Source organism: Peteryoungia ipomoeae (assembly GCF_004912165.1).
In the GTDB taxonomy this organism is placed as follows: domain Bacteria; phylum Pseudomonadota; class Alphaproteobacteria; order Rhizobiales; family Rhizobiaceae; genus Allorhizobium; species Allorhizobium ipomoeae.
On sequence record NZ_STGV01000004.1, the window covers coordinates 145431 to 160318 of the forward strand.

Genomic DNA, 14888 nt, shown 5'->3' on the forward strand with positions numbered 1-14888 from the left:
ACTCCTTGAATTGTTCAGGGTTTCCCCCACAAACGCGGCGGCTTCATGGCGATTTGGAGAGCGTCCGTGCGGCAACTCGTCCGGGGTCTCCATTGTTCCATTCATGGTCTGCGCCTGTGTCAGATATCGCTTTCCGTCGGCACCAGGATCTCGCGCTTGCCGGCATGATTGGCAGGGCTGATGATGCCTTCCTGTTCCATGCGTTCGATCAGCGAAGCGGCGCGGTTGTAGCCGATGCCGAGACGACGCTGAACGTAGGATGTCGACGCCTTGCCATCGCGCAGCACCACGGCCACGGCCTGATCATAGGGGTCGTCGGACTCGCCCAGATTGCCGGTGCCCGCCGGGCCGCCGCCATCCTCGCCATCCTCATCGTCGATGGTAATGGCCTCGAGATACTGCGGCGCGCCCTGCGTCTTGAGATAGGCAACGATCTCCTCGACTTCCTGGTCGGAAACGAAAGGACCGTGGACGCGCTGAATGCGCCCGCCGCCGGCCATGTAGAGCATGTCGCCCTGGCCGAGCAGCTGTTCGGCCCCCTGTTCGCCGAGAATGGTGCGGCTGTCGATCTTCGAGGTTACCTGGAAGGAGATGCGCGTTGGGAAGTTCGCCTTGATCGTGCCGGTGATGACGTCGACGGAAGGGCGCTGCGTTGCCATGATCACATGGATGCCGGCGGCACGGGCCATCTGGGCGAGGCGCTGGACGGCGCCTTCGATGTCCTTGCCGGCGACCATCATCAGATCGGCCATTTCGTCGATGATGACGACGATGTAGGGTAGCGGCTGCAGATCGAATTCTTCGGTTTCGTAAATCGCCTCGCCGCTGTCGCGGTCAAAGCCCGTCTGCACGGTGCGCGTCAGTACCTCGCCCTTTTCGAGCGCCTGGGCCACGCGGGTGTTGAAGCCATCGATGTTGCGCACACCGATCTTCGACATCTTCTTGTAGCGCTCTTCCATCTCCCGGACGGTCCATTTGAGCGCGACGACCGCCTTTTTCGGATCGGTGACAACAGGGGATAGCAGGTGCGGAATGCCGTCATAGACGGAGAGTTCGAGCATTTTCGGATCGATCATGATCAGGCGGCACTGCTCTGGCGTCATCTTGTAGAGCAGCGACAGGATCATGGTATTGATCGCCACCGACTTACCCGAGCCGGTGGTGCCGGCAACGAGCAGATGCGGCATCTTGGCGAGGTCGGCAATCACCGCTTCGCCGCCAATCGTCTTGCCCAGCGCCATGGCGAGCTTGGCCTTGTTGCTGTCGAATTCGCCCGAGGCGATCAATTCGCGCAGGTACACGGTCTCGCGCTTCTGGTTGGGCAGCTCGATGCCGATGGCGTTGCGGCCGGGAACGACAGCCACACGTGCGGCGATCGCGCTCATCGAGCGGGCAATATCGTCCGCAAGGCCGATGACACGGGAAGACTTGATGCCCGGCGCCGGTTCCAGTTCGTAAAGCGTGACGACAGGACCGGGGCGCACCTGGATGATCTCGCCCTTGACGCCAAAGTCGTCCAGAACGCCTTCGAGCAGGCGGGCATTGTGTTCGAGCGCTTCGGCTGAAAGCGAGGCATCGCGGGCCACGGCCCGCGGTTCGGCGAGCAGTTGCACATCCGGCAGTTCAAACCCGCCTGGTCCATTGCGGGATTTGCGGCTCTCTTCGACCCGCGCTGCAGCTTTCGGCCTGGCCTGGGCTGCTGCCACCCGGGGAGAGGCACCCATCTTGCGCGAGGGCGCCATGCGCTCGTCGTCGGCCAGGATCCCGGCTGGGCGCGGCAGGTCGTCGAGATCAAGATCCGCATCGTCGGCCATTGTCCGCGCTTGCGACAGCCGTGTCGGCGTACCGGTGAGCGAGGGCTCGATCCGCGAGCCGGGCTGCGCCGCTTTCGCGCGCGTCGGCTCGTTCAGCAGGCTGAATTCGTCATCGTTGAAATCGTATGGCTGGTCGAAATCCCGATGGTTGCGGTCTTTCGACTTCAGCCCAAGCAGGCGACGGATCCGCGCACGCGCCGTGTACCAGTTGTGCGTGAGCGCGCCCATGGCGAGGGCGATCGGCCCTTCGGCCTCTTCATCATCCTCATCCTCGCTCGGGGCCTGCGCACGGGCCTTTTGCCGTGCAGACATCGGCGCCGGGATCGTCTCTGCACTCTCGTCTTCACCCGAGGTCTTGCCGATCAACCCTGCGGCAAACAGGAGGAGAAGGGCCGCGGGAATGGCCAGAACCACGCCAAGCACCATGGCGTAGGTCGAAGTGGGATATGCCCCGATGAAAAGACCGGGAAAGCGCAAAATCAGATCGCCGATCACGCCGCCCGTTCCGGACGGCAGCGGCCAGGTGGCTGGCGGCGGAAAGCAGCCGATCATCGCAGCGCTCACGATCGAGCCGACAATCCACGCACCGAAGCGTGCGGGAATACGCGACATCGACCGGCTGCCGATCAGCGCAAAGGACCAGGCGAGAACGGGCAGAAGGGCAAGCAGGCTTGCAAGGCCGAAGAACTGCATCATCAGATCGGCAAACACGGCGCCGCCCAGACCAATCAGATTGGTCGGTTGGCTGTCCGTGGCATAGGAGAAGCTCGGATCGGAAACGTTCCAGGTGGAGAGGGCGGCAACGGCTGCCAGAAGCAGCAGGAACAGGCCAAAGCCGGCAAGCGCCAAGATCTGCCGCCAGACAAAGGTTTTCAACACGAACCCTCGCTGTTCGTCGTCCATAGTGGCTGCATTGCCTCGTGTCATAGTCTCTGCCTTGCGCTCAGGAGTTCCCCGAATAGATGTCAGAGGCCGATTCTGGCCAGGATGTGGCATTCACCCTACAGGATTCGGGGTTAATGGCGCATTAACCATGCGCTGTGTCGCGCAGGTGACGCTGAACGCAAGAACGCCCGGGTCTTGGGGACCCGGGCGCACTTTCATGCCATCAGTCTTGGGAGGCCGATCAGCTGTGGTAGGCGGCTTCGCCGTGCGAGGCGAGGTCGAGACCTTCGCGTTCGGCTTCGACCGGTACGCGCAGGCCGATGACGATATCGACCAGCTTGTAGAGGATGACCGAGAGGATGCCGCACCACAGGATGGTGACGATGACGGCCTTCAGCTGGGTGAAGACCTGGGCGCCCATGGTCACGCCATCGGCATAGCCGATGCCGCCGAGCGAGGCCGATGCGAAGACGCCGGTGGCGAGCGCACCGAAGAGGCCGCCGATGCCATGTACGCCGAAGACGTCGGCGGTATCGTCATAACCGAACTTGTTCTTCACCACGGCGACGAAGAAGTAGCAGAGCGGCGAGACGATGAGGCCCATCACGATGGCGCCCATCGGACCGGCGATGCCGGCAGCGGGAGTGATCGCAACCAGGCCGGCGATCATGCCGGAGGCGGCGCCAAGCATGGAGGCCTTGCCGCGGGTCAGGGCTTCGACGAGGACCCAGGAAACGATCGCAGCCGCCGTTGCAATGAAGGTGTTGACGGTTGCGAGCATCGCGCCGCCGGAGGCTTCGAGGTTGGAGCCGGCATTGAAGCCGAACCAGCCAACCCAGAGCATGGCAGCACCAACCATGGTCAGTGTCATCGAATGCGGGGCCATCATGTCCTTGCCGTAGCCGACGCGCTTGCCGATCATGATCGAGCCGATAAGGCCGGCAACACCGGCATTGATGTGAACGACGGTACCGCCGGCAAAGTCGAGAGCGCCCCAGCCGAAGATCAGGCCGTTGGCATCCCAGACCATGTGGGCAATCGGGAAGTAGACGAGCGTGACCCAGAGCAGGCAGAAGACGACTGCCGCGGAAAACTTGATGCGTTCGGCAAAGGCGCCGACGATCAGAGCCGGCGTCAGGGCCGCAAAGGTCATCTGGAACATGATGAAGATGTATTCCGGAATGACGGCGTCAGAGAAGGTCGCAGCCGTGCTCTCGGGCGTGACACCCGCGAGGAACATCTTGGCAAAGCCGCCGAAATAGGGGCTCGTCGAGCCGCCGAAGGCAAAAGAGTAACCGTAGATCACCCAGACCAGCATGATCGCAGCGCCAACGACCGTGCACTGCATCAGCACGGACAGCATGTTCTTGGCGCGGACGAGGCCGCCGTAGAACAGGGCGAGGCCCGGCATCAGCATGAAGAGAACCAGGATCGTGCAAAGGAACATGAAGGCGGTATCGCCCTTGTTCGGGACAGGTGCGGCAGCAGCGGCCTCAACGGCGGCCGGGGCGGCTTCCTGGGCAAGGGCGATGACCGGGGCCAGAAGGGCCGCCGCGCCGGCGCCAAGACCAAGCTTGGTAATTGAATTGAACTGCATGTGTGAAAAACTCCCCTAACCGCCGTTTTTACAAGGCTTCGGTATTGGTTTCGCCGGTGCGGATGCGCACGGCCTGGTCGATCGCGTAGACGAAGATCTTGCCGTCGCCGATCTGGCCGGTCTTGGCGGCAGCAGCAATCGCCTCGACGGCCTTGTCGACGAGCTCGGAGGCAACGGCGATTTCGATTTTCAGCTTCGGCAGAAAGCTCACGGCATATTCGGTACCGCGGTAAATTTCGGTGTGACCCTTCTGGCGCCCATAGCCCTTGACCTCGGTCACGGTCAGTCCCTGGATGCCCACTGCCGTCAGCGCCTCGCGCACCTCGTCCAGCTTGAACGGCTTGATAATAGCCATCACAATCTTCATCTGGTTTCCCATCCTTTGCTTGTCCTCGGCTCGGAGCCGACTCTCCTTGCCGCCAGCGGGAACATTTCGCTCAGCGACCGGTTCTAGACATTCAAAAGGCGTGCCAGATTCAAATTGGCCAATAAGTTATTGATTTATTGAGGTCTTATCGTGAGATGTCAGAAAACGGGCATTTGAACGCCCGTTGAGCGCATAATTTTTGCGCATTTTTTCCGCGCTGCGTAAAGTTTACGCATTTGCCCGTTTGCGGATCAGCCCTTCTTGGGCCACCGAAGCGACCAGCCGTCCGTCACGGGTAAAGATACTGCCGCGTGTCATGCCGCGTGCGCCGGCAGCGCTTGGGCTGTCCTGCGTGTAGAGCATCCAGTCGCTCAGATCGTAGGGGCGGTGAAACCACATGGCATGGTCGAGGCTTGCCACCTGAAGGTCCGGATCGAAGATCGATGTGCCGTGTGCATACAGCGAGGTGTCGAGCAAGGTCATGTCGGACAGATAGGCAAGCACGGCTGCCTGATAGTGCCTGTCGTCAGGAACGATGCAGGACGCCTTCACCCAGATATGCGCCTCCGGTTCCAGCTTGTCGTTGGACACGTAGTGGGTCAGCGAAACGGGGCGTATTTCAATCGGTCGCTCACGACCCCAATATTTCTTCACGAGATCCGGCGCATTCGCGAGAAAGACTTCGCGGAATTCCTTTTCGCCAAGCAGGCTCTCGGGCATCGGCACATTCGGAAGGTTGATCTGGTGATCGTAGCCGGGTTCTTCGATCTGGAACGACGCCGACATGGAAAAGATCGCCTTGCCATGCTGTACGGCCACGACCCGCCTTGTCGTGAAGGATGCCCCATCGCGAATGCGCTCGACCTGGTAGATGATCGGAATCGAGGGGTCGCCCGGTCGCATGAAATAGGCATGCAGCGAATGGACGGGGCGGTCAGGCTCCACGCAGCGCTGGGCTGCCATCAGTGCCTGAGCAATGACAAGTCCGCCAAAGACGCGCTGCCAGCCGTTTTGCGGACTGCTGCCACGAAACAGGTTTTCCTCCAGCTTTTCGAGATCGAGACGCGCGATCAGGTCCTGCATGGCTTCGGTTTGTCCGTGTGGCTGCGACATATTGCATGGCTCCGCGTGTAGGCACTTGTGCAAGGCTGATCTATATAGGGGTGAAGAAAGTCTACAAGTGCAAAGGAATGTACGATGCTGGATGTGCTCGTCGTCGGTGGCGGTTATGTCGGACTGTCGGTTGCTGTCGCAATCAAGCAGGCGGCCCCGCATCTTTCCGTCGAAGTGGTCGAGGCGGCTCCTGAGGATGCCTGGAAAAAAGACCCACGTGCGTCCGCCATCATCTCCGCCGCAACGAAGATGCTCGACGTCTTCGGTCTGTGGGAGCGGATCGAGCCCGATGCGCAGCCGATCAACCGGATGATCGTAACGGATTCAAAAACCTCCGATCCGGTTCGCCCGGTCTTCCTGACCTTTGATGGCTCGGTCGAAGATGGGCGTCCCTTTGCCCATATGATCCCGAATGTGTCGATGGTCGCGGCGTTGCGCGATGCCTGCGCAGCACGCGGCATCGCCATTCGCCATGGTCTCAAGGCAACCGGTTTTCGCGATACCGGTCCATCCGCCGAACTGACCCTGTCGGATGGCTCCACCATCATGAGCCGCCTGGTCGTCGCCTGTGATGGTGTGCGCTCGAAGCTTCGCGATCTGGCGGGGATCAGAACCGTCACCTGGCAATATGGCCAGTCGGGCATTGTCACGACTGTCGAGCATGAGCGCCGGCACGAAGGTGTCGCAGAAGAGCATTTCCTGCCCGCCGGGCCCTTCGCCATCCTGCCGCTCACCGGCAATCGTTCGTCACTGGTCTGGACGGAACGCACGGAAGATGCCGATCGTCTCGTTGCCTCCGATGACCTTCTCTTCGAGGCAGAGTTGGAGCGTCGCTTCGGTCACAAGCTCGGCACCATCCGTGCCACGACTGATCGCCGGGCGTTTCCGCTCGGGCTCACGCTCGCGCGTGCCTTCGTCGCGCCGCGCCTGGCGCTCGCTGGCGATGCGGCGCATGGCATTCACCCGATCTCCGGCCAGGGCCTCAACCTCGGCTTCAAGGATGTGGCGGCTCTTGCCGAAACCGTTGTCGATGCAGATCGCCTGGGTCTCGACATCGGCTCCATCAGCGTTCTTGAGCGCTACCAGACCTGGCGTCGCTTCGACACCTTCCGCATGGGCGTGACGACGGATGTGCTCAACCGGCTGTTCTCGAATGATGTGACGCCGATCCGGGTGTTGCGCGACTTTGGCCTCGGGCTGGTGGATCGCGTGCCAGCGCTTAAATCCTATTTCATCCGCGAAGCGGCGGGCACGGCAACGGCCAATGCTCCGCGGCTGCTCGCCGGCCAAGCCATCTGACGCAAGGCGGAAAACCTAAGTCGGTGTCGGGAGTTTACGTGCTTCCGATACCAGCATGATCGGGATACCGTCGCGGATCGGATAGGCGAGCTTGGCCTTTTCGGAAATCAGTTCGTTGCGCTCGCGGTCGTAGCGCAACGTTCCCTTGGTGAGCGGGCAGACGAGCAGCTCCAGCATTTTCACGTCCGCTGTGCTGGCAAGGTTGGCGGCCATGGTCACTGCAGGATCGTGTCCGAATCGCCGAAGGTGCGCGCCAGCACGATTTCGGTGATGGCAACCAGCGTTTCGGCACGGGTCTTGAGATCGGGAGCCTCCAGAAGCGCCTGCTTTTCGGCCGGGCCAAAGGGCGACATCATCGCCATCGAGGTGACCAGCGTCGTGTTGGATGCACGCTCGACACTTTCCCAGTCCGCTTCCAGCTTGTTGGCATCGAGATAGGCCCGGAAGGCTGCCAGAAGTCCGGCGCGATCGACCTGGCTGTCGTCTTCGCTACTCACAAGGTCCGCTATGAAGGGCGCAATCTTGAAGCAGCGATAGAGCTTGCTGCCCGGCACCTCATCCATCAGCCGAAAGCGGCAGACACCTGAAAGCGAAAGGATATAGCGACCGTCGCCGGTTTCGGAGAAGGATGTGATCCGTCCGATGCAGCCGACCGGCGCCAGCGCCGGGCGTTCCGGCAGAATGTTCGTCTGGGCTTCCGTTAACGCAGGCTGAATCATGCCGATCAGCCTGTTGCTGGCGAGCGCGTCGTCCAGCATGGCAAGGTAGCGTGGCTCGAACACGTTGAGTGGCAATTGGCCGCCCGGCAGAAGCAGCGCACCGGAAATCGGAAAGACCGGCAGTTTCTCCGGCAGGTCCTTTTCCGAAAGATATCTGGCATTTCCAACTTGCATCGGCGCTTATCCCGTCTGGCGGGCCTTTGTGCCCGCCTCAGTCACTCCTATGTGGAGAGCGCCGGGCAAAACTCAAGCCCGGCGACGGCTCAGGAAAACAGGATTGAAGACAGCTTGCGGCGTGCGGCAATCGTTGCCGGATCCTTCGGTCCCCAAACCTCGAAGAACTGCAAAAGCTGCTTGCGCGCGCCATCATCCTCAAAACTGCGGTCGCGCTTCATCAGCAGGAGCAGGTGATCGGCGGCCTCGTCGCGGCGTCCCTCGACATTGCGGATCTTGGCAAGCTTCAGACGTGCCGCGTGATCGTCGGGATTGAGCGACAGCGTATGTTCGAGCGCAACCGGATCGCCAAGCTTGCGGGCTTCGTCAATCTGATCGAGACGCGTCAGCAAAGCCTGGATTTCGGCAGCGCCGCCAATTTCCGGCGGCAGATTGGTCAGCAGTTCGCGGGCACGCTGATGCTGGTTGGCGACAATCATGCATTCCGCCATGCCGGCAAGTGCCTTGGCATTGTCAGAATCAGCCTGGATGATCGCGGCAAAGAGCTGGGCGGCATGGTCGATATTGCCGGCGGCCAGCAATTCGTTGGCCTGTTCGAGCACGGCCGCGATTTCAGCTGCCTGATCGGCACCGGCGGGGCCGGCAATCTTGTCGATGAAGGCCTTGACCTGGCTTTCCGGCAAGGCGCCCATGAAGCCGTCTGCGGGCCTGCCGTCAACAAAGGCGACGACGGCGGGGATCGACTGGATGCCGAGTTGACCGGGAATGGCCGGATGGTCGTCGATGTTCATCTTGACGAGCTTCACGCGCCCACCGGCTTCCTTGACCGCCTTTTCGATAATCGGGGTCAGCTGACGGCAGGGGCCGCACCAGGGTGCCCAGAAGTCGACGAGAACCGGCTGGTTGCGCGATTCCTCCATCACATCCTTGGCAAAGGCTGCGGTCGTCGTGTCCTTGATCAGGTCGGCAGGGTTGGCGCCGCCTGCCGGTGCCGGTGCACCGCCAATTTGTGCATTGGCGGTCATCGTCTGACTGCCATAGCCCCCATATGGATTTCCATAGTCGCTCATGCGCGAAACTCCCGCCTCTTGTTCCGGCCCGCAAGTTGAGGTCCGGACGATCCTTACAAGATCATATGTCAGCCCGTGACTTTCAAGACAAGCGGCCTGTGTCCGGTGGCCTCCATGAAGCGAAGGAGATCGTCGCGGCCAATGGATGTTGTCGCGTCATTGGTCAGCGGGTGACAGTTGATCGTGTCGTGTTCCATCAGATCAGCATCCAGCACAAAGGTTACATTATGCCCCTTGTCGTTGATCGCGCCAAAGGCGGTCACCGAGCCCGGTACCACGCCCAGATATTCCATCAGCTTCTCCGGCTTGCCAAAGGAAACCTTGCTCGCGGCTCCGATCAGCGTATGCACCGTCTTCAGATCGACCGAAGCATTTTCCTCGACGGTCAGCAGGAAGAAGTTGCCCTTCTTGTCTTTGACGAAGAGATTTTTTGTGTGGCCGCCGGGGATCTCGTCCCGCAGCGAAACCGATTCCGCCACGGTGAATACCGGCGGATGATACTTGGTGGAATGGCCGATCCCCAACGCGTCGAGGAAGCGGAAGAGGTCGTCAGCCGTTGCCGGCGGTACGGAAGCGGTCTCAGGCGTCATCAATCAGTCCTTTGTGCGTGCCTTGGCCATTCAGCTCTGCTTTCGGCCAGAACTATGCTTCCAAAGCCCCTGGCGCAATCTTGTTTGCGCCAAATAATCCCGTCATTTCCGTGGCTTGCGAGATTTTTTCGAGCGAATTGCATTTTTTTCGCATCTCCACGTCATTTCCCTGTTGCATTTGAAAATCGATTGGGCCATATACCGCCCGTCGCCGCAAGACGGACGGCCCACGATCCAGACACTACCCCAGGATCGCGGTTATGAGCGGGTGTAGCTCAGGGGTAGAGCACAACCTTGCCAAGGTTGGGGTCGAGCGTTCGAATCGCTTCACCCGCTCCATTTCTTCTCAATCTTCCATGTGTAGACGCGTTGAATGGTCACCATACTCGTGCCTGTGGCGTAACGTGTAACTTGAATACTCTGCGTCTTTGCTGTTCTTGCCATATCCTTGCAAGCCATGAGGGTATCGGGCATGGTCACTACTCATCCAAGCGGGAGGGGAATTGCGTGACGCCAGAACAAGGGCTTAAGCTTTTGCAGCACCTGGAAAATGTCAATGACGCTGCCAAAAACATAGACGCCTTTTCGGACTGGTACCTTGTTCAGAACCGAACATCTGGCAAGCTTGAATGGCAAGCAGCTTTGCGTATCAATGGCCAGCTTGGTGGTGGGGTTGCGGCCAGGTTGGCAACACCAGCGGATGTTTGGGACAGGGACGTTTACGGACAGATCGAACTAAAGTTGCCCTTCATGCCGCGTGCCGCAAGATTAAATCCAGTTGAGTGGCGCCCTCGGAGGCCTCACAGCAATCCGGCCACCGCGCCAAAGGATTATGCGTTGATGACATATTTTGACCGCTGGCATCCTTTTGATTTGAACCGGGAGCAAACTCCGCTTGTATTCTTGCAGGAGGCTGTAGGTGTGGCTGCGCCACTGCCAGATGGAATTGAAAGTTTTTCAGACTATCTTCATTTCTGTGCTATCGTATGGAAGTGTCCTGACATTGAAAAGGTGCCTCCTCCGCCATGGTCTCCCAGCTTGGTGTAAAGAACGTAAGCTTGCAAAAGATTGCCGACGAAGTCGCGCGATCGCTTTCCTACGCGAGCGTTGAAGGTTATTCTGCGTTCGTCACTACGGCGGTCACCTACCCGAATGGCTCCCATGCTGTGGTGCGGTTGGATGAGAATGGTGATAGCTTTTTTGTGTCGGATGATGGCTATGCAAGCATGAATTGTGACATGCTCGGCGGTGCCAGTCAGTTTCAACGTATCGCGGTTGACGTGGCGAGACGATTCGGCGTCAGCTACGATCAGCGGTCATTCTTCATACTGAAAGCCAGTAGGCAACAATTGCCTGCGGCTGTCGCTTTGATTGCAAATGTTTCCGCCGTAGCTGTTGAACGGACCCTTTTCGCGCTTGACCGCCTGCGTGTGAGAGAATCGAGGGAGCTGTTTGTTCAGCAGATCCTAAACGCCTTTGGGGCTAAAGCTACTTTTGATGTCGAATATAGAGGTTCCACAAAAGCTTGGAACGTAGACGCTGTAGTCACGGATAATTCCAACGTGGTCGCCATATTTGAGTTTGTGACCCCGGCTCCGTCTTCGGTTGCGTTCGCCCATATGAAAGTTGGCGATATTTCTTCTATGGTTGAGCGTCCGCGAACGGCGATAGTCTTGTCGGACTATGATAAAACCGACGCGTCGTTACGTCAAATCCTGTCATCATCTGCAGATTTGGTGATGCCCGCCAACAGCGAACTAGATGCATATCGGGCTGCGGCCTAATCGCGCGCCGTCTCTGCTTGGTTGCTTCGTTCTCACTGAGCGTCGGCTCATTCACAGATCCATCAACTCGCGCCACTGCTTTAAATCCACTTTGCTAAGCGCCTACATCATGACCGACTGCAGGTCACCCCGCAGCCGGCTCTAGTTGATTTCAGCCCTTCGAAAACACGTAATCCGTCTCCTGGCGCAGCACCTCGCCGGGGCGCAGGATCGCATTCGGGAATCCCGCGTGATTGATCGCGTCGGGCCAGACCTGCGTTTCCATGCAGAAACCGGCAAAGGCGCCATAAGCGCGACCGTCCAGGCCGGGGACGGCAGGGGCAACCTTGCCGCCGGCATAAAACTGCACTCCCGGCTCCGTCGTCAGGATCTCCATCGTCACGCCGGATTGCGGGCTGCGCGCCCTGGCGACGCTGCGCTTTTCCACCCGCTTGTCGGAAAAGCAGAAATTGTGGTCGTAGCCAATCTGCTGTCCGTCGCGTTCGCGGCGGATCGGCCGCATCGCGCGGAAGTCGAAGGCGGTGCCGTCGACGGGGCTGATCTCGCCGGTCGGGATGAGGGCGGCGTCGACGGGTGTATAGTGGTCGGCAGCCATCATCAGCTCGTGGTCCAGGATGTCCGGGCTGCCGTCGAGATTGAAATAGGCGTGATGGCAGACATTGGCGATGGTCGGCTTGTCGGTCACGGTTTCGTAAAGCGCGGAAAACACGCCGCCTTCCTTCAGTGTGAAGGTCGCCCGGATGCGCACGGTGCCCGGATAGCCGGCGCGGCCATCGGGATCGACCACCTCCATCACGACGCTTGCGGCATCCTGTTCAAGGATCGTCCAGAGCTGCCGCCCCATGCCGTCGGAGCCGCCATGCAGGTGGGAGACGCCGCGCTCGTTGAGCTCAAGCTGATAGTCCACGCCATCGAGCGTGAAGCGGCCCTTGCCGATGCGGTTTGCGCAGCGCCCGGGCGTCGCGCCGAAATAGGGGGAGTGGTTCAGGTAGCTGTCGAGATCCTCGAAACCGAGAATGAGCGGCGCATCATGGCCTTCAAGCCTCAGATCCTGCAGAACCGCCCCGAAGGTGATGATCGAAGCCGTGAGGCCGCCGCCGGTCAGCACGACCTTTTCCACTTGTTCTCCCGTCGGCAGCGTGCCGAAGACGTCTCTCATCATGATGCTCTTGTCCTCACCTTTGTCTTTGTAATCAGCGCGAAAGTTCGCGCGCGGCCTGTTCCAGCCCACCCAGCGTCAGCGGATACATGCGATCGCCGATCAGGCGGCGAATCAATCCGACCGACATCGTAGTGTCCCATTGCCGCTCCGCCAGCGGGTTGATCCAGAGATGCCGGCGAAAGTGCCCGGTCAGGCGGTCGAGCCAGGCAGCCCCGCTTTCCGTGTTCCAGTGCTCCACCGATCCACCCGGATGGGTGATTTCGTAGGGGCTCATGGCTGCATCGCCGACGAAGATCAGCCGGTAGTCCGGGCCGAAGGTGCGGATGATGTCTTCGGTCGGGACCGTATCCACGTGGCGGCGCTGATTGTCCTTCCACACCCGCTCATAGGGACAGTTGTGGAAGTAGAAATACTGCATGTGCCGAAATTCGGACCGCGCGGCGGAGAACAGTTCCTCGACGGTCCGGACATGGTCGTCCATCGAGCCGCCGATATCGAAGAACATCAGAAGCTTCACCGCGTTGCGCCGCTCGGGTCTCGTCTTTACGTCGAGATAGCCGTGTTCGGCGGTGGAGCGGATCGTGCCGCCAAGGTCGAATTCCTCGGCCGATCCTTCGCGCACGAAGCGACGCAGGCGTCGCAGCGCCACCTTGATGTTGCGCGTGCCAAGCTCCACCCGGTCGTCGAGATTGCGAAATTCCCTGTTGTCCCAGACCTTCACGGCCCGGCGGTGCCGGCTTTCATCCTGGCCGATGCGCACGCCCTTGGGGTTGTAGCCATAGGCGCCAAACGGCGATGTGCCGGCCGTGCCGATCCACTTGTTGCCGCCCTGATGGCGCTTCTTCTGTTCGGCAAGCCGCTCTTTAAGCGTTTCCATCAGCTTGTCGAAACCGCCGAGCGCCTCGATCAGTGTCTTGTCCTCGTCGGAGAGATGCTTTTCCGTGAGCCTGCGCAGCCAGTCCTCAGGGATTGCCTGGCGGTCGACACCATCAGCGGCCTTCTCGCTCAGCACGCCGCCGAAGATCTCGGAAAACACCCGGTCGAAGCGGTCGATGAAGCGCTCGTCCTTCACCAGGGTGGTGCGGGCGAGATAATAGAAACCTTCAGGGTCGAAATCGACCAGCCCTGCCTCCAGACCCTCGAGCAGGGCAAGGTATTCCCGCAGCGTCACGGGGATCTTTTCGTCTCTAAGGCGGAGGAAGAAGGGCAGAAACATCTGTTATGACGCCGTCGGGAAAACGTTGGGGCGCACTCTCTCACAGAGCGGCCCCGATGTCCCAGCGAAATGCATCCGGGCTCGCCCGGCCGTCAGAGATCCTTGCCAATCTCGTTCAGATCATAGGGCGTCATCTGGTAGATCTCGTTGATCCAGTTGCCGAACAGCAGATGCGCATGGCCGCGCCAGCGGTTGAGCGGCGTCAGCGTGTCGTCGTTGTGCGGGAAGTAGTTGTGCGGCAGCTTGATCGGGATGCCGGCATTCTTGTCGCGGAAATACTCGTCGCCCAGCGAGGTCGAGTCGTATTCGACGTGATTGAACATGTAGAGCCGGTTCGCCCGCTTTTCCTGCACCAGGCAGACACCCATCTCGTCGCTCTCGAGCAGGATCTTCAGATCCGGCACCTTTTCGATATCGGCCCGGCGGACCTCGGTCCAGCGCGATACCGGCACCTGGAAGTCATCGGAGAAGCCGTTGAGATAAACGGAGGATGGAGCGAGGTTCCGGTGGCGGTAAACCCCGAAGGCCTTCTCCTTCAGCGGGTGCTTCGGCACACCGTGGAAGTGGTAGATCGCCGCCATGCCGCCCCAGCAGACATTCATGGTCGAATGAACATTGGTTTCGGTCCAGTTCAGAATTTCCTGCAGTTCCGGCCAGTAGTTCACCTCTTCGAAGGGCAGCGTCTCCACGGGTGCGCCGGTGATGATGAAACCGTCGAACTTCCGGTCCTTCACCTCATCCCAGGTCTGGTAGAAGGACAGGAGATGCTCCTCCGGCGTGTTCTTCGCCTTGTGGCCGCCGACGCGCACCAGCGTCAGCTCGACCTGCAGCGGCGAAGCGCCGATCAGCCGGGCAAACTGGACCTCGGTCTTGATCTTGTTCGGCATGAGGTTGAGCAGGCCGATCTGCAGCGGGCGAATGTCCTGGCGCACGGCCATGGTTTCGGTCATGACCCGCACGCCCTCATTGACGAGGGTTTCAAAGGCGGGCAGCGTATCGGGGATCCTGATCGGCATCTTACTCTCGAACTTTCCCTGTCACGGCGGTCGTCAGACCGCGGAAACAAAAATACCGGCAGCTTGAACAGATCGCCACCGG

13 protein-coding genes, 1 tRNA gene and 1 pseudogene are annotated in these 14888 nt (G+C 60.1%); 4 read left to right on the top strand and 11 right to left on the bottom strand.

All coding sequences use genetic code 11. The annotated features are described in order from the left end of the window. Positions 1-119: 119 nt before the first annotated feature. The 4 genes from FAA97_RS13085 to tesB form a co-directional block, all read right to left on the bottom strand. Entirely contained in the window at positions 120-2741 is a 2622-nt protein-coding gene (locus tag FAA97_RS13085; protein WP_136598999.1) for an FtsK/SpoIIIE family DNA translocase, read from the bottom strand. Positions 2742-2940: 199 nt separating this feature from the next. Beyond that, on the bottom strand, positions 2941-4296 hold the full coding sequence (locus FAA97_RS13090; RefSeq protein WP_136599000.1) for an ammonium transporter: 1356 nt from the start codon (positions 4294-4296) through the stop codon (positions 2941-2943). Positions 4297-4324: 28 nt separating this feature from the next. Further along, on the bottom strand, positions 4325-4675 hold the full coding sequence (locus FAA97_RS13095; RefSeq protein WP_168800995.1) for a P-II family nitrogen regulator: 351 nt from the start codon (positions 4673-4675) through the stop codon (positions 4325-4327). Positions 4676-4891: 216 nt separating this feature from the next. Beyond that, on the bottom strand, positions 4892-5776 hold the full coding sequence (gene tesB, locus FAA97_RS13100) for an acyl-CoA thioesterase II (protein WP_136599002.1): 885 nt from the start codon (positions 5774-5776) through the stop codon (positions 4892-4894). A gap of 75 nt (positions 5777-5851) precedes the next feature. Here tesB and FAA97_RS13105 point away from each other — a divergent pair. Then, positions 5852-7075: pseudogene (locus tag FAA97_RS13105) on the top strand (ubiquinone biosynthesis hydroxylase); the annotation flags it as partial. Positions 7076-7090: 15 nt separating this feature from the next. Here the strand turns inward: FAA97_RS13105 and FAA97_RS13110 are convergent. The 4 genes from FAA97_RS13110 to FAA97_RS13125 all read right to left on the bottom strand — a co-directional run bounded on the left by FAA97_RS13110 (position 7091) and on the right by FAA97_RS13125 (position 9628). Next, on the bottom strand, positions 7091-7288 hold the full coding sequence (locus FAA97_RS13110) for a Trm112 family protein (protein WP_136599004.1): 198 nt from the start codon (positions 7286-7288) through the stop codon (positions 7091-7093). Positions 7289-7290: 2 nt separating this feature from the next. Beyond that, complete coding sequence (locus FAA97_RS13115; RefSeq protein ID WP_136599005.1) at positions 7291-7968, bottom strand: LON peptidase substrate-binding domain-containing protein; 678 nt, start codon at positions 7966-7968, stop codon at positions 7291-7293. A gap of 89 nt (positions 7969-8057) precedes the next feature. Then, positions 8058-9038 carry a thioredoxin gene (gene trxA, locus FAA97_RS13120; protein WP_206110019.1) on the bottom strand — a complete coding sequence of 327 codons (981 nt, stop codon included), beginning with the start codon at positions 9036-9038 and terminating at the stop codon, positions 8058-8060. Between the two features lie 68 nt (positions 9039-9106). Next, positions 9107-9628, bottom strand: a complete 522-nt coding sequence (locus FAA97_RS13125) for a prolyl-tRNA synthetase associated domain-containing protein (RefSeq protein ID WP_136599006.1) — start codon at positions 9626-9628, stop codon at positions 9107-9109. A 264-nt stretch (positions 9629-9892) separates the two neighbouring features. Between FAA97_RS13125 and FAA97_RS13135 the strand changes: the two genes are divergently transcribed. From FAA97_RS13135 to FAA97_RS13145, 3 genes are all read left to right on the top strand, one after another. After that, positions 9893-9967 (top strand) — tRNA-Gly (locus tag FAA97_RS13135). 168 nt (positions 9968-10135) lie between these two features. Further along, entirely contained in the window at positions 10136-10675 is a 540-nt protein-coding gene (locus FAA97_RS13140) for a hypothetical protein (protein ID WP_136599007.1), read from the top strand. Then, on the top strand, positions 10654-11412 hold the full coding sequence (locus tag FAA97_RS13145) for a hypothetical protein (protein WP_136599008.1): 759 nt from the start codon (positions 10654-10656) through the stop codon (positions 11410-11412). The genes FAA97_RS13140 and FAA97_RS13145 overlap by 22 nt, the downstream gene beginning before the upstream one ends. A gap of 151 nt (positions 11413-11563) precedes the next feature. Here FAA97_RS13145 and FAA97_RS13150 read toward each other — a convergent pair whose 3' ends face one another. The 3 genes from FAA97_RS13150 to metA all read right to left on the bottom strand — a co-directional run bounded on the left by FAA97_RS13150 (position 11564) and on the right by metA (position 14806). Further along, on the bottom strand, positions 11564-12574 hold the full coding sequence (locus tag FAA97_RS13150) for an aldose epimerase family protein (RefSeq protein WP_136599009.1): 1011 nt from the start codon (positions 12572-12574) through the stop codon (positions 11564-11566). Between the two features lie 31 nt (positions 12575-12605). Then, positions 12606-13790, bottom strand: coding sequence for a vWA domain-containing protein (locus tag FAA97_RS13155; protein WP_136599010.1), 1185 nt, complete (start codon positions 13788-13790; stop codon positions 12606-12608). Between the two features lie 92 nt (positions 13791-13882). After that, positions 13883-14806 (bottom strand): homoserine O-acetyltransferase MetA, encoded by a 924-nt coding sequence (metA, locus tag FAA97_RS13160; RefSeq protein ID WP_136599011.1) that lies wholly within the window; start codon positions 14804-14806, stop codon positions 13883-13885. Between the last annotated feature and the right edge of the window lie 82 nt (positions 14807-14888).

Excerpts from the sequence above, each read along its gene's own strand:
- FAA97_RS13090 (WP_136599000.1), bottom strand. The coding sequence starts at position 4,296 with ATGCAGTTCAATTCAATTACCAAGCTTGGTCTTGGCGCCGGCGCGGCG.
- FAA97_RS13125 (WP_136599006.1), bottom strand. The coding sequence starts at position 9,628 with ATGACGCCTGAGACCGCTTCCGTACCGCCGGCAACGGCTGACGACCTC.
- trxA (WP_206110019.1), bottom strand. The coding sequence starts at position 9,038 with ATGAGCGACTATGGAAATCCATATGGGGGCTATGGCAGTCAGACGATG.
- FAA97_RS13150 (WP_136599009.1), bottom strand. The coding sequence starts at position 12,574 with ATGATGAGAGACGTCTTCGGCACGCTGCCGACGGGAGAACAAGTGGAA.
- FAA97_RS13095 (WP_168800995.1), bottom strand. The coding sequence starts at position 4,675 with ATGGGAAACCAGATGAAGATTGTGATGGCTATTATCAAGCCGTTCAAG.
- FAA97_RS13085 (WP_136598999.1), bottom strand. The coding sequence starts at position 2,741 with ATGACACGAGGCAATGCAGCCACTATGGACGACGAACAGCGAGGGTTC.
- FAA97_RS13155 (WP_136599010.1), bottom strand. The coding sequence starts at position 13,790 with ATGTTTCTGCCCTTCTTCCTCCGCCTTAGAGACGAAAAGATCCCCGTG.
- metA (WP_136599011.1), bottom strand. The coding sequence starts at position 14,806 with ATGCCGATCAGGATCCCCGATACGCTGCCCGCCTTTGAAACCCTCGTC.
- tesB (WP_136599002.1), bottom strand. The coding sequence starts at position 5,776 with ATGTCGCAGCCACACGGACAAACCGAAGCCATGCAGGACCTGATCGCG.
- FAA97_RS13115 (WP_136599005.1), bottom strand. The coding sequence starts at position 7,968 with ATGCAAGTTGGAAATGCCAGATATCTTTCGGAAAAGGACCTGCCGGAG.
- FAA97_RS13110 (WP_136599004.1), bottom strand. The coding sequence starts at position 7,288 with ATGGCCGCCAACCTTGCCAGCACAGCGGACGTGAAAATGCTGGAGCTG.
- FAA97_RS13145 (WP_136599008.1), top strand. The coding sequence starts at position 10,654 with ATGGTCTCCCAGCTTGGTGTAAAGAACGTAAGCTTGCAAAAGATTGCC.